Below are 19867 nucleotides of genomic sequence, written 5' to 3'. Positions count from 1 at the left end.
TTAAAATTTCAAAGTAAGGCTACCCGTAAAGCGCGCTGGCGCCTGCGGCGTTAAACGTAACGACCATGCTTCTTCGCTGGTGAGGTTATCAACCTTAAATCCTATTCTATATTTAGGCTGATCGTAAAATACGGTAGCATCTAAGATAGTGTACGACGGTACTACAACCTTAAGTGTGGTAGTATTTACGTTGTATGACGAACTACCTGAGTTACCGCCAAAACCCAAACCTAAACCCTTTAAATCACCTTCCGGCATACGGTAGCTAGCCCAGAAATTCAACATCCTGGCCGGACCAGAATATGCAGGACGCAAACCGTTAGTCGACGCATCTGAATGTGTTAATTTACTATCGTTATAAGCATAACCCGCTACGATGTTAAAACCAGGGAAAGGGTTGGCAGTAAGGTCAACTTCAATACCTTTGCTTAAGCGTGTACCGTCTTGAATAGAATACTGACTATCATTAGGATCGGGCCTGATCTGGTCTTTTACCTGGATGTTATAATAACTTACGGAACCAACCAAACGATGATCGAGTACATCGCCTTTTACGCCAAACTCCAGCTGATTAGCATGTTCGGGCTTAAATTGGCTACCATCTGCAAACACGCCGCTTTCGTTAAAGAAACCATTCATCCAGTTTCCAAATACCGAGAAACGGTCTTTTACAACCTCGTACACCGCCCCCATTTTTTGCGATAACGCAGTTTGGCCGTAAGGACCAGTTTGTACACCGTTAGCGCCTAAACCACCTGCCGTTACGCCAGTTGCAATATTGTAAACACCATTATATTGGTGACGATCTAATCTTAAACTGGCCATAACTGATAATTTATCAGTAACATTAAACACATCCGATACATACGCTGCATAGGTGTCATCGCTATTATTTTCCTTACGTAAAGTACCTGTACTGGTTAACGAATCGACCTTGAATTTGCTGATACGGTAAGAAGCAGGAGGATTTACGAAATTAATAGTCTGGTTATAGTTAACCGTAACACGATCGAAACTATTAGAGTTGTTGTAGTAATCTAAACCAGCCACCACACGGTTACGGTGATTGGCAATCTTAAAGTCGCCGATGAAGTTTTGCTGGATGTCTGTTGCGATAAATGAAGTATTACCAACGATGATTTGTGGACGGATGGTTACATCACTGCGGCCGGTTAAAGCAGTAATATATCCGTTAATTGTAGAACGGGCGCGAGATACAATGGTCTGTGATGTCCACTCAGATGAAATCTTATAGTTAGCCTGTCCGAAGATGTTTAACATTTGGGTTGAATATGGCAAATCGTTACTCAGGAAAGTTTTGTTGTATGGAAAACCCATTGTTTTAATATTCAACGTGCGTACGTTAGTACCACCTGTGTATGGATTAAAACGAACAACCGACGTACCTTTTTCCTGACCAAATTCTACATCAAGTAACAATGATAAACGATCATTAACCTGATATGAAAAACTCGGCATTACGCTAATGTTATTGGTATAACCCAGATCCTGAAAACTTTTTTGGAAGGTAGTAGCGGTATTTAAACGGAATAAAGCTGTTTTATCGGCATTAACGGGTGTATTAATATCGGCTACAATGCGGTTATAGTTCCAACTGCCACCAAAGTAAGATACTTCACCACCAAAACCGTTATAAGGCTTTTTAGTTACGCGGTTATATAAACCTCCGTAGCTGCTTGATATGCTTGTACCAAATAAGGTAGCGGAAGGTCCTTTGATAGCCTCAACACGTTCTAAATTAGCAGGGTCGATAGACGAGAAAGCCGCACCGGCAACACCATTTCTGGCATTAGGCTCGGTTTCGAAACCGCGGGAAAGGAAGGTCACCCTACCTTGGTTAGCTATAGTTGGGATACCTGCTCCGGGTACATTTTTAGAAACACTTCCCAGGTCAAGCGCCATTTGTTCTTGAAATAGCTCTTTCGGAACCGAGTTGTAGACTTGCGGATTTTCAATGTTTTTTAAGGGCAGGCGTGCGATGTACACACTCTCTTTTTTCGAGAATTTATTAGTAGGTGTAGTTACCACCACCTCTTGCAAGGCCGTTACGTTTTCTTTCGTAAACTGGTAATCAGCGGTTGTGGTCTCTTCTGCAATAACTTTTACCGGAATATCTTTTTCGGCTGCGCCTAATATCTGGATCTTGAGCGTATAATCACCAGGCATAATATTAACGAAGGTATAGTTACCATGCTCGTCGGTAAGCGTGCCTTTTGCCAGTTCTTTAATAGATACCGAGCCCGATGCCAACGGCCGGCCATCAACCATTAATACCTTACCGGCTATTTTGCCCCCGGTTTGGGCTTTTAAAATGATTGGAGTGAGTAGTGTAAGTGCAAAAAAAATGTAAAGTAGTCGTTTCATCAATAGTTATTTCGAGTAAGTGTAATTTTGACACGGCAAATATATTCTTATTTATATTAAGTCTAAATTAAATCTTAAAATAAGTTTGAACACAGGTTCTGGCTACTATATTATCGTTGAGAATCAATAATAACGAGTCATAAAATGGGTCATAATTCGAGAAATGAGCTTAACATCACAACCGTTCAATGCTCAATAAAAAGCGATACATTTATATAACTAGAATCTTATCTATGAGTCGTTTAGAAAAGTTATCGTCCATCTATCTCTACCTGGTTCCCCCGATGGTTTTTGCCGTTGGCTTCGGGATTGGCCATGTTAGTTATATATTCTATCTCCCGATATGGATACTAAATGCCAGCTTAATGTTATTCGCGGTTAGACAACTCGCCTTGGCTAAATCAAATATCAGTCAATCTGAAAAAGAAGAATGGATACTTACAGCTCTTTTACTAATTATACCCTGGCTGCTATTTTCTGTTTTTGCCGGTATGGGGCGGCCGCCAGGCACAATTAAGGGGTGGGTAGCAACTGCAACAGAGCAGCAAATAAGATACACCATCCTGATAATTGGTGGTATAAGTGCGCTATTGGGGTTCGCGCTATTGAAGGCTAAATTACAGATCTTAGGAGAACACACTTATTCAGTTCTGGGTTTCGCAACTATAGGAATCGCAATACCCTTATTTATTTTAAACATGGCCTTTTGGGGATATTACCTGCCAGTGGCTTTCAGCGAATTTGTAAATCTACCTGCCGGTAAACGCCCAGATTGGTATTCACCGGTTGAAATGCTTTTTTATGTAATTGCTATTGTCGAAGTGGCACTCATTTACCTTACCACAATTCTATTTCCCGTTGCGCTAAAAAAGGCCGGCTTACTGAATACTGCCGGCAGCCGCTGGTATATAATTTTATCAGCAATGGGTGTTTTATTTGTATCATTCCCCCCTTCCTGGCCTGCTCCATTTTCTATCGTAGGATTTCTGGCTGCTATACCTGCGATACCTTTTATTATGCCTTATCTAATAGGTGTGCGCTTACTACGCATGTTAAGAACGAGAGATTAACGTTTCCGGATAAGCAAAAATTAAGGGCTAAGGAATGGAAATAAACCATTAGTACCTCTATGCAACTGATCAACACTTGGTCAACAAATTACTTCCGGTTAGCTTTATGAATACGTTATCGCAGATAAATAGCTCTCTCTCTTACCCTATAAGACTGTTATTAAGTAATTTGCCGTCGGTCCACGGGGCATCTAAAAACCAATTATACCACTATCGAAAATGAAGTATTTTATAATATTGTTATGTGGCTTATTATGTACTTTAACCAGTATGGCCGGGAAAAGATACAAGGTATCCAGCCCCGATGAATTACAAAAAGCGGCCACTATAGCCGTGGCAGGCGATGAAATGGTTATTGCTAACGGCAACTATACAAATTGGCAGGTAGTTATAAATACCAGCGGCACTGCGGAAAAGCCTATTATCATTAGGGCGGAATCGCCGGGACAAGTTATCTTCTCCGGTGACGTAAACAAGCCGGTGTTTCAACTTACTGGTAGTTATACAGAGCTCACCGGCCTAACTTTTACTGGGTGTAATGTGTTTAAAGCTAACGGAGGCTTTCTGATAGAATTGAAGAACTCTAAATACTGCAGGGTTACAGACTGTACCTTTGCCAAAAACCTTGCGAAAGATCAGTTTATGCCCATTGTGGTACTATCTGGCAAAGGCGAACACAACCGCATAGACCACTGTAACTTTACAAGCAATATCGACAATCAGGAAGTACAGGTAAAAATTACGAAAGATGAAATTCCCACCTATTCGTTGATTGATCACAATGTATTTAGAGACAAAGATAAAGTGAACTGGAAAGTTTTCAATGGCGGCGAATGTGTGCAGATTGGTCAGGACCCGGTACTTTTGGGTACCCGATATGCCTACACCACGGTCAGAGACAACCGTTTTATCCACTGTAATGGCGAGCCCGAGGTGATCAGCAATAAAAGCTCGGGTAACAACTACATTCATAACTATTTCGAAGATTGCGAGGGTGAGTTAGTGATGCGCGGCGGCCATGATTGCCTCATTGATAGCAATACCTTTAAAGGTGGTACGGGCGGCATCCGCATCAATGGTACCCACCACACCATAACCAACAACGTACTCGAAGACTTGCCAACAGGCATTAGGCTGATGTATGGAATGGCTAAAGGCAAAACGGAAATTGGCTTTTATATCGCCGCAAGCGATTGCCTCATAGAAAACAACCGCATCAGTAAGACCGATACAGGCATCCTTATCGGCGATAGCAAGAATGCCGACTGGACCGGAAAATTCGATACCAATAAGTACCCTTCTCGTACCGTGCAGGATGTTGCACCTTTTAATATTACACTAGTAGATAATGTTATTATAGATACCAAGAATTCTGTTGTGCATAACGAACAGTAACACTTAAACTCTGCAAGCTATTTAATAAAATAGACATCGCGGTTTATATTGCCATAAATAAATCTGCGCTAAGCGGGGTTTGAACGGTTTAACATCAATACTATCGACCAGATGTTAGCAACAAAGTTACCGCAGTGTTGGTGAAGTTAATGACGGCCTTGAGTGCATTCAAAGCGTGTAAAAGAGATGAGCACTTTGATTACCAAAATGTGTAGTATTAAACACTGTGGTTGTTATAGACCATTTTAGATTTGTAAATCCTGCGACATATAACATCCTATAAACCAACACAATTTTTTATGAAAATCAATATCTACAAATTAATCATCATTAGTGTAGTGTTGTCATTGTCTTCATGTAAAAAGGACGAGCTCAGCAATAGCGTACAACCGACTAACGCAAAACAAGGCGAACTTCAAGTTGCAACAAATGCCGCGGACGGACATTTGCCTTTAACCGTTGTAACAATAGCAGGCAAATACAACATAGAAGGATACGTAGACGCTGCCGGCGATCAAGCAAGATTTTTGGGAGTTGCGGGCATCGACCTAGCAGACGATGGATCAATTTACCTGGCAGACACCTATAATAGTAAAATCCGAAAAATAACCCTACCCAATATCGTATCCACGGTTAACATTCCACCAAACAGCCTTGGAGAAACCTTATTTCAACCCAATAACATCAGGGTGCAACAAAATGGCACCATAAATATCACCGCTGCAGAATATGAATATCAGAACCAGCGTAGCAGGTTTTGGATAGTAGCTAACGGCGCTACAACGTCGTTTACACCACCCCGCCATAATACAGAATATACTTACTACGCTTTGGCAAAAGATCCATATAACAGCTATTTGTTTACCGGGGGGATAAGAAATACTTATCCAAATGGCGAAAATTTTCAACAGGCATTTATCGAAAAATTTCAACCAGATGCGGCAGGTACTTATGGTAAGGATACCTACTACGTACCTCGTCCTAGCGGTTTTGATGACGTGCACGATGTTACCAGTTTATTTTGCGGTTATAACGCGGTGAAGTACATCGTTTTGCATTCCGAAAAAATATGCAAACTGACCCCTTCGGGCGTTTTCCAGGATTTATTCCCAAATCAAAAGTTTACGCAGGTTTCGGATATCATAGCTAACAAAGATGGAAAAACGCTGTACATTGCCGACAATGGGGCTATTAAATCTATCATCAACGGAACTGTCCGCTATCTTGTTGGGCCGCATACCGACTTACACGGCAGCGATGGAGTTGGCCCAAAAGCTGACGTATACGCGTTTAAAATGGCGCTTTCTAAAGATGAATCTACCATTTATTTTACCGATGGATACTCGACAGTGAGGAAACTTCTGTTACTGTAAGGTCCGAAAGGGCTTTAAATATTTACCAGTTCCCCCTCAAAAAACGCTCATGTTTATGAAGGTCTTTGGGGTTTAATTCTGTGCATCCTCCAAGGCATTGAAATTAAACCCAATTAAGCTATTCGCATGGCTCGTCTTTTATTTCCCCTTCCATATAATCAGGCCCCGGGCTTTCGAAACCTAAAGAAGGCCTTATCCCTTATAAATCAAAAAAATCCCGCCCACGTTAGTAAAAAATCTTATTATAGCGGTTTTAAACCGAGACACCGGTATATCATCTTTATATTTCTGCTTTTTATCTTCTAATCTTGAAAAATCCATGAATAAGTTATTTACTTGTTTAACCCTGCTTGCGCTCGGTGCCAACACTTCTTTTGCCCAAATGGCTCCACCGGCAACTTTACCAATGATATTTCCTACCCCGGTATCCACCCAGCTTGGACAAGGTTCTATCATTTTGGGCAAGTCGGTTGTATTGATTCAGTCGGCGGGTACTGATTCCGAGACCGCAACGCTGATACGTGGTATCCTTAAATCGGTTGGCGTAGAAACAATTACAACAGCGCAACGCTTGCCTGCCGCGGTGGACCGTACTTACCTAATTATCGGCACAGGAAACACCGGGATAATTCGTGATGCGCTTGCGCGAACCAATACCGAGCTGGATAGCCATGCCGAAGGTTATACTATTGCCGGTTTAACAACAGGCAGCGGTGCGCTCGTCACTATTGCCGGGTACGATGCAGATGGCTTGTTTCATGCAGCACAAACTTTCCGTCAGTTAGCGCGTCGCACCTCGATTCCGGCACTCGTGATTAAAGACCATCCTGCCATGCCTATCCGCGGAACTATTGAAGGCTTTTACGGTGCTCCATGGTCAATGGAGAACAGGACTAAGCATCTCAACTTTCTGGCCAGTGTTAAGGCTAACACCTATATATACAGCCCCAAAGACGACCCTTATGCCCGCGATCGCTGGCGGGAGGCTTATCCAAAAGCTACTTTAGCAGAACTTGAGAAGTTAGTTGCAACAGCCCGGCGCAACCATATCAATTTTGTGTATGCCATTTCGCCGGGGCCATCAATCTGTTTTTCTGACCCTACGGATCTTCAGACGCTCGAGCATAAATTTGATGCGCTACGCGCTATAGGGGTGCATAACTTTTATGTAGCACTCGACGACATCGAATACACCAAATGGAATTGCGATATAGACAAACAAAGCTTTGGCCCGCCCAGCGCAGAAGCGGCAGGTGTAGCACAGGCAAAGTTACTTAACGCCGTACAGGCAAGCCTTAGTGCTCACGATCCGGAAAGCCATCCACTAATTATGGTGCCTACTGAATATTACGATGCGAAAGAGAGCCCTTATAAAGCAGCGCTACGCAAAAATCTCGACCCGAAAATAGTTGTACAATGGACTGGTACCGATGTGGTGCCCCCTTCTATTGCCATAAGGGATGCACAGGCGGCAACAAAAGCATTTGGACGGAAAACATTGCTTTGGGATAATTACCCGGTTAATGACTATGGACAAACTACAGGCCGGTTATTACTTGCCCCCTATACCCGGCGCGAAGCCGGGTTATCGGCAGAACTTACGGGTATCCTGTCCAATCCAATGAATCAGGAAGCAGCTAGTCGCCCTGCTGTTACAGGTGTGGCTGCCTTTGGTTGGAACGACAAGGATTACGACGCAGAGCGAACCTGGCATGCTGCCGCATATGAACTGGCAGGTGGTGATGAGCGTACAATGGCCGCACTGCTAACCTTCTTTGATACTCAGCATATGGCACCAACGTTCGGCAGTCAGCCTTGGCAACCGCAAGCTCCAATAATGAAGGCTAAACTTGATGCCGTACGTGAAGCAATTGCAAACGGAGACAATGTAGCAAGGCATCGCGCTATTGTTGATTTGACGGAATACGCTGTTGAATTTACCAGCGCACCGGATATTATCCGCTCTGGCACAGTAGACCCTGCCTTTGCCCAGGAAGCCCGCCCCTGGCTTGATGCCATGCAGCTATGGGGCAGAGCATTGCAATTAACAGCAGCCGGACTTAATGCCGCCGACCAGAGAAGCGCTGCAGCCGGGCGTTATTTTGAAAATGCTAAAAAGATAGCATTAGAAGCTGCTGCGATACAAAGCATCCCCGGAGCGACGCGTTTCAACGGACCGATAAAGATTGCCGACGGTGTATTGGATGATTTCATATCCGACGGGCCGAAACTGATAGCTTTTTAATAAGTAAAAGCATCTGTTATTAAAGCCTCGTCCGAACGGACGGGGCTTAATTATTTAATAGCGCTTTAAGACTAACCAGTGCTCAAAGTATTTAATTGGTAATTGTCAGTACTCAGCTTCAAACTTATTGCAGGCCGTAATAATGACAAATCAATTTTCCTAAAACACCTCCAGCTGCGCTAACGCCAATTTTCCAGCTATTGTCCATGGCCTTTCCAATCATTTTGTAAACCCACTGAGTTACCTTGGGTCCAAATTCAGTAGAAGAAAGAGGGCTCTCCGTATCTATAACGGCCAACAAATCTTCAGCGTCGGATACATGTACTTCATTTTCTAATAAAGCTTTTTTCAACGCCTCTTGATTTCCTTTATTAATTGTAGCAGAAAAAGTAATATTAGCGCCTGTTCCGGTATTAACCAAGTTCCCATCACCGTTAGTATTAATTGTGGTATTCATAATAGTGGTTATTTTTTGTTTATTAGATTGCAATGTTTCAATCTTAACTTCTAATCCAAATTCTGTTTCAAGTGCAATCATGAAATCAAGTAGTTGATTCCTCACTGCATTTAAAACCCTTTTAAGCGCACCTGCTGGTACTCTGACGCCTGCGCTCATCAAGGAAAAATTTCCAAAGGTATTGACGTGCTTAATCAACAAATTTTGAAATATCGTCACTTGCCCTTGGGTAAACGGTTTTAGTAAGCTATCAGTGTACAGCGTCGCCATCTGTTCTAATGGTTCAATACCATCGAATAACTCAAAAGCACGTATTTGATCATCAAAAGAACTGTCAAATGACGGAATAGGCAAAACATGATTATTGATTATGTTTGTGCCATTTATATAATCACCTACAATTTCACCCGTTGTTTTACGATAGTCTGGAAGATCAGATTGCTTTTTGTAGCCATTTAGTTCATTACTAACCCACGCTAATAATTCTTGATTACCGATCCTGCTTGCAAGCAACTTTGTTTTCAAAAGAGGAGATGTTAGCGACAAATCAACGTCTGTCAACTCATTTGTTATAATTTCAATTAGCTGCATTAATGATAATGGTTAAGGATTTGGTATTTATTCCATTTTATAGTTATACAAAATTAAACTATTAAACTAACAAGCTCAACTTTCCTCGAGGCTGTTTTCCACAAACTAAAACCGGTTATTATAATTTATATTTACCTAATAATAGCAGATAACTATATGAATGATTTAAGCGAAAATCAGTGCCAGCAGCTTGACCAAATATTAAACATGTTTGGCAATAATGATCACTTGGATGCCGATAAGATATTGACCATTGAACCTAGTGATAGGAAAGCTAGCGCCTTACTAGACGTGCTTGTGAAAAAAGGATTTATAACCCGAGTTGGAGAAACTATAGATCGGCATCTTCCGCTTATTATTCATCTCGAACCCTCTACTGAGTTGTTTTTAGAGAACGGTGGTTTTATGGCAAATTTTAAAAAACAACAGACTTATACAAATACGCCAACAATCGTCAATATCCACAATAATGGTCATAACAATGTGATTAATACAGGCGACCATAGTTCTATCGCGGCGGAATTTAAGAAAATGGCTTATGCGGATAAAATGGGAAACGATGCCGAGATATCTAACCTTGGCCCTTATCTTGAAGCGGATTTACGATATCATCGTAAAGGACGATCTAACAACGGTTATAGTGCCAAGAACTCTTTAGAAATAGACGAGACTGGGCGACCTTTTTATAATATAGGTTTCGCCATTAAGCCAATTATACATTGGTGTTTGGATTGGAAATATCTACTTATCATACATAATAATTCTACTTACCCGGCTTATAATATTAAACTAGATTTTATCTCACAACAGCAGTTTAGCAAATTAGAACAACCCGATAAAATAAACAATTTGCAGCCGGGAGGAAATTTACCGTTAAACGCAGAATATGAATGCCATATAGAAAGTACTCATGTTGAGGCGGACGAAATTCTCTATCCGAAAATACCTAGAGCACTTAATGGCTTATGCTTACAAATAAGTTACTTAGACGAACGACGTAAACAGCATATTACATTTTCAACCATAGCTGATCAAGAGATTGTAAATATTAAAAGTGATTTTGATAAGCCGTGAATTTTGAAAAGTTCCACGTTTGAAATATGCTAACGGAAAATTAAAGCAAAAAAAAGGGGGCAAAAGACTCTTAAAAATCTTTGCCCCTTTAAGGGTAAATGATGGGGCTCGAACCCACGACCCTCGGTACCACAAACCGATGCTCTAACCAACTGAGCTACATCTACCGTTTGGTGAGTGCAAAAGTAGAAAAATCCGGGCTGTTTGCAAACCATTTTTTAAAAAAATTATAACTTACTGTTAGCCTGATAGTAAATTATTATAATTGCACCCTCAAATACTATGATCGAAATTTTTACAGACGGTGCATCGAGCGGCAATCCGGGTCCGGGTGGGTATGGTGTGGTACTGCGTGCCGGTAAACACTATAAAGAACTGTCGGAGGGCTTCCGCAAAACCACTAATAACCGCATGGAACTACTGGCAGTAATTAAGGGCTTAGAGGCTCTTAAAACCCCTAACCAGGATGTAGTGATATGCTCCGACTCCAAATATGTTATAGACGCTATCGAAAAACGCTGGGTATATGGCTGGGTTAAAAAGGGCTTTGCTGGTAAAAAAAATAAAGACCTATGGATGCGCTATCTCGAAATAAGCAAACTACACAAAATTCGCTTTGTATGGGTACGCGGCCACAACGGCCACCCCGAAAACGAGCGTTGCGATCAATTGGCCGTAGCAGCATCTAAACAGCGGGAATTGCTTATTGATACCGTTTTTGAAGCAGAAAACGCAAGAGGATTGGCGTAGCGTACGATGGAATCAGGAATCGAGAATCAGGAATCAAGATTGCCAAAAGTCTTGATTCTCGATTCTTGATTCACGACTCGACCGGCTTATCGTCCGCTTAGTTCGACAATATTCAGATTTTCGATCTTATTGCCGTTAATATCAAACTTTATGAGGGTACGCACTTTGTGCCAGCCTTGTTTTCCGGCGGCGCCGGGGTTAATATGCAGGCAGCTAATCTTTTTATCATAGATCACTTTAAGAATGTGTGAGTGCCCGGTAATAAATAATTGTGGCGGATTAGTATAAATTTCGGGCTTTACGTTAGCGCTGTATCTATCGGGATAGCCGCCGATGTGTGTCATCCATACATCAACGTCTTCGCATTTAAAACGAAGGTGCTCCGGGTAAACCAAACGCACGTCTTTACCGTCGATATTACCATATACACCTTTTAAAGGTTTAAAAGCGGCTAACTGGTCAGCAAGTTCGAGTGTGCCGAAATCGCCTGCGTGCCAAATCTCATCCCGGTCTTCAAAATGCTTAAACACGGCATCGTCCAGGTAGCTGTGCGTGTCTGATATCAGGCCAATACGAGTCATATTACATCAAAGCGAAGAAAATTACACCGCCAACGAGGGCTGTGCAAGAATAGTACAGGCTAATCTGGTATTTCTGTTTTGCAAATTTGATGATGGCGAAAACGATCAGCGCCAAGCAAAACACATCAAACAACAGATAAGGCAGCATAATGTGATTGGTTACTTTCTGTGGAATGAGATCGTTGTTGTAATACAGCTTATAGATGTTGTAAACAGCATTTGAACCCATGCCTAAATAAACAAACAGCAAGGCAATCATCAAAATGGAAAGTGCTTTCATAATCAAAAAATAGTAAAAAAATCTTTTAGGGTTATACTATACTGATCCGTGTATTTCTTTGGCGAATCGTAGATGATAAAGTTGCTGATTTTTATTGGATACTGAAATTTTGAAAGCGCAATTATTTGCCGGTGCGGATCCGAATTGGGATATGAGGCAATACTAACCTGCGTATGTATGGAAAGCTTGTACTTAACGGCCATCTCCTGCACAAGTTCGGCCGTATTCATGGGCAACACCAGCCATAAAGAACCTCCGTCTGTTAAACATTTAGAAGTACTGTTTAACAAATTATCAAAAAAGTGCTTATCGGTATGCTTGGCGAGCTCACGCTGTGCCTCCGGCGATTTAAGGGAATGGATATAGAAAGGTGGGTTACTTACTACCAGATCGTATTGCCTGGCGCTGTGTTGTGCTAAATAATCTTCGAATCCAGTGTGATAGCTATTTAGCCGCTCTGCAAATTTGGATGCTTTAAAATTGCGTTTGGCAGTTGCTGCAGCAGATTCATCTATTTCTACAGCATCGACTGTAGCCTCATTAAAACGTTGTGCAAGCATTAGGGCAATAACGCCGGTACCTGTGCCAATATCTAGTATTCGCTGAGGGTTATCCCCTTGTAGCAGTGCAGCAAGCAATACGCCATCCGTATTGATCTTCATAGCACAGCCAGATTGATCTACAGCAAATTGTTTAAATTGGAACATGGACATGGTTTATCGCTTTGAGGAACACACCCCTAACCTCTCTCAAGAGGGGAATTAAAAGATGCCCTCTCCTTTGGGGAGGGTTTGGGAGAGGTTTTATACCTCGTAAAATTCTATTGGCAAATCGTCCGGATCGGCGAAGAAAGTAAATCTTTTACCGGTGAACTCATCTATCCGGATGGGTTCAGTTACTACCCCGTGAGCATTCACCGCGGCTACGGCTTCATCTATATTATCTACCTCGAAAGCAAGATGTCGCAAACCTGCGGCTTCCGGGCGCGATGGTCGGGCGGGCGGGTTTGGAAACGAAAAAAGCTCGATCTGGTAGAGGTTGCCCACTTCCAGATCAAGCTTATATGAATTTCTTTCCTTGCGGAATACTTCGCGTACAGCTTTTAAACCAAGCACCTCCGTGTAAAACTGTTTTGACTTTGCATAGTCCGAACAGATAATAGCTACGTGGTGTACCCGGTTAATTTTCAGCATTATGCGCCTAGTGAAACATGTAATACGTTATCGTAAACCAGTTTAATATCTGTGATATTACCGAACAATTCGTCGTCAACAAACAAGTTACCCTGGTGAGATACTGTACCTAACAGGCTGAACGGTGTTTCTGACGTTGCCATCATTTCCACAAAACGTTCTTCATCTGCCGGTGCAACGCTTACCACTACCCTACCCTGTGCCTCGCCAAACAAGAAAGCGTCCTTGCGAATCTCACTGTCCGACTCGATATTGAAACCAAGGCCATTAGGCATGGCAGATTCCAACAGGTTAATATATAAACCACCATCAGCAACGTCGTGAGCTGATTGGATCACTTTGTGTTGGATCAGTTGTTTTACAACCTGGTGCATGGCGTACTCTTTTTCCAGATCGAAATATGGAGCAGGAGATTCTTTTATTTTATGATATGATGCCAGGTATTGAGACGACGCGATATCATTTACAGATTCGCCGATCAGGTAGATCAGGTCATCAGGCTGTTTAAAATCAGCAGTCATAATGTTGTCGATATCATCCAGTACTCCCAACATACCGATAGTTGGCGTAGGGAAAACCGGGCCTTCGTCTGACGACTGGTTGTAGAAGCTCACATTACCGCCGGTTACCGGGGTTTCGAATTTGGTACAAGCTTCAGACATACCTTTAATAGCACTCACAAATTGCCAGTAAACTTCAGGAATATAAGGGTTACCAAAGTTTAAGCAGTTGGTAATTGCAACAGGCTCGCCACCAGAACAAGTGATGTTGCGGGCAGCCTCAGCTACAGCAATTGCAGTCCCTTTTTGCGGATCGGCGTTTACGTAACGCGAATTACAGTCGGTAGTTAATGCGATTGCTTTGTTAGTGCCTTTTACGGCCACAACCGCAGCGTCGCTTGGGCGATTAGTGGTCATGGTAGCAGTACCTACCATAGAATCGTACTGATCAGTTACCCAGCGTTTAGACGCAATGTTTGGATGGGCAATTAAATGTTCCGCAACATCTTTCAGGTTTTCTGGCTCAGCTACATCGTTAATATCAAATTTCTGATATTCTGCAAAGTAAGCTGGCTCGCGGTATTCGCGTTGGTAAACCGGCGCGCCGCCACCTAATACTAAATCATCGGCAGGTACATCGGCAACCAATTCGCCGTTTACATAATACTCTAAACGTTTGGTATCCGTAACCTCGCCAATAATGGCGCAGTTAAGATCCCATTTATCAAACACCGCCTGTACTAAAGCTTCCTTGCCTTTTTCTACCACAATAAGCATACGCTCTTGTGATTCTGAAAGCAGGATCTCGAAAGGTTTCATGTTCTCCTGGCGGGTTGGCACTTTATCCAACCATATTTTCATCCCGTGCTCGCCCTTGGCCGACATTTCTGAGTTAGAGCAGATAATACCTGCTGCACCCATATCCTGCATACCAATAACGGCACCGGTTTTAATTACTTCTAAAGTTGCTTCCAGTAATAGTTTTTCCTGGAATGGGTCGCCCACCTGTACGGCAGGTAAATCGTTAACAGAATCTTCTGTGATGTCTTTCGACGCAAATGCCGCACCGTGGATACCATCTTTACCAGTGGCAGAACCAACAATGTAAACCGGGTTGCCTACACCATAAGATGTAGCAGAAACGGTTTCGCCAGCTTTAACTATACCGGCCGACATGGCGTTAACCAGTGGATTTACGTTAAAACTTTCGTCGAAGAACAGTTCACCCCCAACAGTTGGAATACCGAAAGCATTACCATAGTGGCTGATACCTTTTACCACACCTTTAACCAACCATTTGGTACGGTCAAGTGCCAAATCGCCAAAACGTAACGAGTTAAGTTGCGCTATTGGGCGTGCACCCATGGTAAAAATATCGCGATTAATACCACCTACGCCTGTAGCAGCGCCTTGGTAAGGCTCTAATGCCGACGGGTGGTTATGCGATTCGATCTTAAATGCGCAACCAATGCCATCGCCCAAGTCAACCAAACCAGCGTTTTCTTCGCCGGCTTTAGCTAACATACGCGGGCCATCTTTAGGCAGCGTTTTTAACCAGGTGATTGAGTTTTTATAAGAGCAGTGTTCGCTCCACATTACAGAAAATATAGACAGCTCGGTAAAATTTGGTACGCGACCTAAAATTTCAATGATGCGGTCATACTCCTGGGGTAATAAGCCTAAATCTTTGGCGGTTTCAACGGTAGTTAATTCCTGTTGCTCCAATGTTGTAAGTGTTATATGAAAGGATTCGCAAAATTAGTAAAATGACTGGAATGGCTTGAAGATTTTTAATAATTAGTTTACCGGGAACAGAAACGGAACTCGAGTGTCGGGAATCGGGTAAAAATAGGCCTCCGCCCCACCCTCAAATACCGGGAAAGCTACGGATGGCAACATTGCAAATTTGAGCAGGGTAATCACCGGGTTTAAGGCAAGCTTGCCAAAATCAAACATTCTGCTTTCAAAATTTAAAAATCTTATCTTTGCAACCCAAATAATACAATTTCCACATGCCCGAACTTTCAGTAGTAATTACGGTATTAAACGAGAAAGAAAATATAAATCCGCTTATTGCCGAGATCAGTTCAGCCCTGGCTGATATTGATTATGAGGTTGTTTTTGTTGATGACGGCTCTGAAGATGGCACGCAGCAGGAGATTATCAGAAACGGTAACCCACGCGTTAAATTGGTTGAACTGCGTAAAAACTATGGTCAAAGCACTGCGATGACCGCCGGTATCGACCACGCCGAAGGCGAATACATTGCCTTACTTGATGGCGACTTGCAAAACGATCCGAAAGACATCCCTTCCATGTTGCAAAAGCTTAAGGACGAAGACTGGGACGTAGTAGCCGGCAACCGCAAAAACCGCCAGGATGGTATGTTTCTGCGTAAAATACCGAGTAAGATTGCCAACGCAATGATCCGTAAACTTACAGGTGTTTACATCAAAGACTATGGCTGCACACTAAAAATCTTCCGCTCAGAAATTGCGCAAAACTTAGGCTTGTATGGCGAATTACACCGTTTTATCCCTGTATTGGCCAAGCAACAAGGTGCGCGCATTACCCAGGTTGATGTTGCACACCATGCACGCATCCACGGTAAATCTAAATATGGTATTAACCGCACCTTTAAAGTAATCAGCGATTTAATCCTGATGGTATTCTTCCGCAAGTACATTCAAAAACCGATGCATTTGTTTGGCAGCATTGGCTTCACGCTGTTTTTCTTCGGTGTGCTGATCAATGCTTATCTGCTGGTTCTTAAAATAATGGGCCACGACATCTGGGGGAAACCACTTCTGATACTAGGCTTAATATTATTATTAGGTGGGGTACAATTGATTACGCTGGGTATCCTAGCCGAGATCAACGTGCGTACTTACTTCGAATCACAAAACAAAAAGACTTATCAGGTACGTAAAATATACTCGGGTGGCAAGGTTATTAAACCTGCTATTATAAGCGCTTAAGTTTATCCTTTTATAGCTATTCAAAACGTCCGGCATAATTGAGTTTATGCCGGACGTTTTTGTTTGATAGCTTTTATCTGAACCGGAATTTAATGAATTTAAGAATTGACTGAATGCCCCCGATTGATAAATTATATGTAATGAACACACCTCATGAAAGTTATTGCAAATAACATTTGTTCTGCTTCCCCTCCCGAGAATAGTAGCTCATGATTAAACAGAATTGTTAAATTCCCTCCCTTGGGAGGGGAGCGTCGGGTTGTGCTGTGGCAGGGAGGGGTCTCGTCGTAATTCAAGTGCGGAACCCCTTCCTACACCCTCCCAAGGGAGGGAATCACACACCACCATGCACTTTTATAACAAGCTTTGTCTCATCATGGGCTATTACTCTAAAGAGGGGATTTATCGTAACACCAACTGTCACCACTTTAATTTAGGGGTGCTTTCTTTTGCGATCAACAGCCTGTTGAAAAACCTTTCACGTTGGCGAAAAGTCAGCGTAGAAGATTCTTCACTACGCTCTGAATGACAAACCTGGTTCAGTTGAAAGTTTTGGCTGAAGTTTTAATTTATATAAATAATTACGTAAATTAATCAATATAAACACTTGATAAACAATATTAATTAATTACAAGTTAACATCATTTATTATCAGGTTTATCAATCGATCCGGCCTTAACGGGCACTTTGTTGGGATGCTGACTAGTGTGATAATTGCCACAGGTTTTCCATCCAATGAACATTGCCAAAAGCAAAACAGCCAGAAAGATGTAAGTTCTATAGTCGGGATTTTTCATATCAGCTTTAGAGCAACTACCCTACCGTAGTTAGTTTTAAATTGTATTATGTCGGATACATTAACGGTTATTTCACAACCATAGATAGTACGCGAATTACACGCAAAAGAAAAGCTCCAACCCTCAAGGGGATTGGAGCTTCTTTCGTTCCGCTCGTTACAAATTAATTGCCTGGAGTTTTTGTCGTATCCTTTTTAACTGTATCGGTTTTCATGGTGGTATCGGTAGCTGCCGGTGTCGACATCTTGGTCGAATCCATTTTAGTACTGTCCGAACTACTGCTGGCAGCTTTCTCAGAGCTGCAACCCGCAGCTATGCTGCCGGCAAATATTGCCGCTATGGCAAATTTTAAAATGTGCTTTTTCATAGTTATTGTTTATGATGTGAATCTTCAAATGCATAGAGATAACGCCACTATTAATTAAATGTTTCTGCTTTTTAATTGATAGTTACAAATGCACATATTTTCACAGATGTTAGTTCCTAACCTCCGTCAAACTTCTGTTAAAAGGCTATCAAGTTTATCCAAATAATTCACCGTACTATTTCAACAATAACACTTAATGCTGATATTCGGCTTATGGCTATATCGGCTTCTTTACTAAAATGGGGACTACGTTTTTATCCTCCCCTGTTATTTCAGCGTATATGGGTGGTTAACATAGCGGCCGACTTTAAAAGCGTTAAGGTTAAGATCAACAAAAGCATTCTCAATAAAAATTACAATAACGCCATCTTTGGTGGAACCCTATTCTGCGCAGCCGACCCGTTTCATCCCATTATGATGCATCAGGTACTGATTAACCGGGGGCACAAGTTAATTGTGTGGAGCAAGTCGGCACGGATACAATTTATAAAACCCGGCGATACAGACCTCCACTTTGAAGCCCGCCTTACCGATGAAGATATTGCCGAAGCAGAACGCATTATAAAAGCCGGCGAAAAATATACCCGTGTTTTTGACATAGATATTTGCAATAAAGCAGGCGAAGTATGCGTAATAGTAAGTAACGAAGTTTATATTCGTAACGTTAACCTTGCCGATAAAACAACTTGATTTTATGATATCCGAAGAGCTTATTAACAACTGCCTAAGCCTAGGCTACAGCATATCAACAGATAAAGTTTTATTTGATATAAACTTAGCTTATAAGCTGTTAATCAATGACTCGTATTGGGCAAAAGGTATGCCTAAAGATATTTTTGTTCGCGCGGTTAACAATTCGATGAGCTTCGGCATCTATAAAGATCAGGCTATGGTAGGCTTTGCGCGAGTAATTACAGACAACGCCACATTTGCTTACATATGCGATGTTTTTATCCGCGCCGAACATCGTGGACATGGTTTAGGCAAGTGGCTGATTAACACCATCAGAACACACCCTGATCTGCAGAATTTAAGAAGATGGAGCCTGGCAACTAAAGATGCACATGGCCTGTATGCTCAATTTGGCTTTGTGCCTTTTGCCGAACCCGAAGTGTGGATGGAAATTAAAACGCCTTACATTGTTAAATAGATTTTTGAGGGAGCAGAATGAACATCAAGAGGATGATCTTGGAGGGCGAGACCGTTACACAAGACTTTAAAAAAACAATTACCAGCTGCGAGAAGATTGCCAAAACCATGGTGTCTTTCGCTAATAATAAAGGCGGAAGGCTGCTAATAGGCATACTGGACGATGGCACTATTAAAGGTGTAAAAGCCGATGACGAGGAGCGCTATATGATTACCAAGGCTGCCCACTTTTTTGCCAAACCAGCCTTAGAGCCAACATTTGAAGAATACTATGTAGACGATAAACTGGTACTGATTGTAACCATCCCCGAAAGTGACACCAAACCCCATTACGCGTTGGGCGATGATGGCCGATGGTGGGTTTACGTGCGGGTAAAAGATAAAAGCGTGCTGGCCAGTAAAATTGTTGTTGATGTACTTAAACGATCTAACGATGATAATGGTGTACTGATAGAATATTCATCAAAAGAAAAAGCCCTGCTAGAATACTTGGCCGCTCATGACCGCATTACCGTTAAAGAATATTGCAACCTGCTAAACCTCAGCCGCAGGCGTGCACAGCGTATTATGGTTGATCTGGTATTATCTGGCGTTGTACGCGTACACACCACCGAAAAAGAAGAGTTTTACACAGCAAGCTGATATTCAAAACTTAAAAAGCTATTTTTGACGGCTCAATTAT

The 19867-nt window shown here is 42.2% G+C and carries 19 protein-coding genes and 1 tRNA gene; 10 read left to right on the top strand and 10 right to left on the bottom strand.

The window, feature by feature from the left end:
* On the bottom strand, positions 1-2385 hold the full coding sequence (locus tag GSY63_RS21035) for a TonB-dependent receptor domain-containing protein (protein WP_166587824.1): 2385 nt from the start codon (positions 2383-2385) through the stop codon (positions 1-3).
* Positions 2386-2618: 233 nt separating this feature from the next.
* Here GSY63_RS21035 and GSY63_RS21030 point away from each other — a divergent pair, with 233 nt between their 5' ends.
* The 4 genes from GSY63_RS21030 (at position 2619) to GSY63_RS21015 (ending at position 8468) form a co-directional block, all read left to right on the top strand.
* On the top strand, positions 2619-3455 hold the full coding sequence (locus tag GSY63_RS21030) for a hypothetical protein (protein WP_166587823.1): 837 nt from the start codon (positions 2619-2621) through the stop codon (positions 3453-3455).
* 219 nt (positions 3456-3674) lie between these two features.
* Positions 3675-4850, top strand: coding sequence for a polysaccharide lyase 6 family protein (locus GSY63_RS21025; protein WP_208094629.1), 1176 nt, complete (start codon positions 3675-3677; stop codon positions 4848-4850).
* A 299-nt stretch (positions 4851-5149) separates the two neighbouring features.
* Complete coding sequence (locus GSY63_RS21020; RefSeq protein ID WP_166587821.1) at positions 5150-6223, top strand: NHL repeat-containing protein; 1074 nt, start codon at positions 5150-5152, stop codon at positions 6221-6223.
* A gap of 319 nt (positions 6224-6542) precedes the next feature.
* Complete coding sequence (locus GSY63_RS21015; RefSeq protein WP_166587820.1) at positions 6543-8468, top strand: beta-N-acetylhexosaminidase family protein; 1926 nt, start codon at positions 6543-6545, stop codon at positions 8466-8468.
* A gap of 124 nt (positions 8469-8592) precedes the next feature.
* On the opposite strand, the gene GSY63_RS21010 is transcribed toward GSY63_RS21015, so the two are convergent.
* Positions 8593-9516 carry an AbiTii domain-containing protein gene (locus GSY63_RS21010; protein ID WP_166587819.1) on the bottom strand — a complete coding sequence of 308 codons (924 nt, stop codon included), beginning with the start codon at positions 9514-9516 and terminating at the stop codon, positions 8593-8595.
* Between the two features lie 156 nt (positions 9517-9672).
* Between GSY63_RS21010 and GSY63_RS21005 the strand changes: the two genes are divergently transcribed.
* Entirely contained in the window at positions 9673-10590 is a 918-nt protein-coding gene (locus GSY63_RS21005) for a hypothetical protein (protein ID WP_166587818.1), read from the top strand.
* 93 nt (positions 10591-10683) lie between these two features.
* On the opposite strand, the gene GSY63_RS21000 is transcribed toward GSY63_RS21005, so the two are convergent.
* Positions 10684-10757, bottom strand: a tRNA-His gene (locus GSY63_RS21000).
* Positions 10758-10872: 115 nt separating this feature from the next.
* On the opposite strand from GSY63_RS21000, the gene rnhA reads away from it, so the two are divergent.
* Positions 10873-11340 (top strand): ribonuclease HI, encoded by a 468-nt coding sequence (gene rnhA, locus GSY63_RS20995; protein WP_166587817.1) that lies wholly within the window; start codon positions 10873-10875, stop codon positions 11338-11340.
* An 86-nt stretch (positions 11341-11426) separates the two neighbouring features.
* On the opposite strand, the gene GSY63_RS20990 is transcribed toward rnhA, so the two are convergent.
* The 6 genes from GSY63_RS20990 to GSY63_RS20965 all read right to left on the bottom strand — a co-directional run bounded on the left by GSY63_RS20990 (position 11427) and on the right by GSY63_RS20965 (position 15850).
* Positions 11427-11921 (bottom strand): metallophosphoesterase family protein, encoded by a 495-nt coding sequence (locus GSY63_RS20990; protein WP_166587816.1) that lies wholly within the window; start codon positions 11919-11921, stop codon positions 11427-11429.
* Between the two features lies 1 nt (position 11922).
* Positions 11923-12201 carry a hypothetical protein gene (locus GSY63_RS20985; protein WP_166587815.1) on the bottom strand — a complete coding sequence of 93 codons (279 nt, stop codon included), beginning with the start codon at positions 12199-12201 and terminating at the stop codon, positions 11923-11925.
* A 2-nt stretch (positions 12202-12203) separates the two neighbouring features.
* Positions 12204-12908, bottom strand: a complete 705-nt coding sequence (locus tag GSY63_RS20980) for a tRNA1(Val) (adenine(37)-N6)-methyltransferase (protein ID WP_243749293.1) — start codon at positions 12906-12908, stop codon at positions 12204-12206.
* Positions 12909-13004: 96 nt separating this feature from the next.
* A complete protein-coding gene (gloA2, locus tag GSY63_RS20975) occupies positions 13005-13394 on the bottom strand; it encodes an SMU1112c/YaeR family gloxylase I-like metalloprotein (RefSeq protein ID WP_166587813.1) in 390 nt (129 codons plus the stop codon).
* A complete protein-coding gene (gene purL, locus GSY63_RS20970; protein WP_208094628.1) occupies positions 13394-15619 on the bottom strand; it encodes a phosphoribosylformylglycinamidine synthase subunit PurL in 2226 nt (741 codons plus the stop codon). Before purL ends, gloA2 begins: the two co-directional genes overlap by 1 nt.
* A gap of 72 nt (positions 15620-15691) precedes the next feature.
* Complete coding sequence (locus tag GSY63_RS20965; protein WP_166587812.1) at positions 15692-15850, bottom strand: hypothetical protein; 159 nt, start codon at positions 15848-15850, stop codon at positions 15692-15694.
* A gap of 56 nt (positions 15851-15906) precedes the next feature.
* Here GSY63_RS20965 and GSY63_RS20960 point away from each other — a divergent pair, with 56 nt between their 5' ends.
* Positions 15907-16872, top strand: a complete 966-nt coding sequence (locus tag GSY63_RS20960) for a glycosyltransferase family 2 protein (protein ID WP_166587811.1) — start codon at positions 15907-15909, stop codon at positions 16870-16872.
* 960 nt (positions 16873-17832) lie between these two features.
* Here the strand turns inward: GSY63_RS20960 and GSY63_RS20950 are convergent.
* Positions 17833-18036 carry a hypothetical protein gene (locus GSY63_RS20950; protein WP_166587809.1) on the bottom strand — a complete coding sequence of 68 codons (204 nt, stop codon included), beginning with the start codon at positions 18034-18036 and terminating at the stop codon, positions 17833-17835.
* Positions 18037-18249: 213 nt separating this feature from the next.
* Between GSY63_RS20950 and GSY63_RS20945 the strand changes: the two genes are divergently transcribed.
* From GSY63_RS20945 to GSY63_RS20935, 3 genes are read left to right on the top strand one after another with little or no spacing between them, the layout of a single operon-like run.
* Entirely contained in the window at positions 18250-18726 is a 477-nt protein-coding gene (locus GSY63_RS20945) for a DUF4442 domain-containing protein (protein ID WP_166587808.1), read from the top strand.
* A 4-nt stretch (positions 18727-18730) separates the two neighbouring features.
* A complete protein-coding gene (locus GSY63_RS20940; protein ID WP_166587807.1) occupies positions 18731-19186 on the top strand; it encodes a GNAT family N-acetyltransferase in 456 nt (151 codons plus the stop codon).
* Positions 19187-19203: 17 nt separating this feature from the next.
* The gene (locus tag GSY63_RS20935; protein WP_166587806.1) at positions 19204-19827 is read left to right on the top strand and encodes an AlbA family DNA-binding domain-containing protein; all 624 of its coding nucleotides are present in this window, start codon (positions 19204-19206) and stop codon (positions 19825-19827) included.
* Positions 19828-19867: the final 40 nt, after the last annotated feature.

The organism is Mucilaginibacter agri (assembly GCF_009928685.1).
In the GTDB taxonomy this organism is placed as follows: Bacteria; Bacteroidota; Bacteroidia; order Sphingobacteriales; family Sphingobacteriaceae; genus Mucilaginibacter; species Mucilaginibacter agri.
This window is presented reverse-complemented; position numbering and strand designations above follow the sequence as displayed.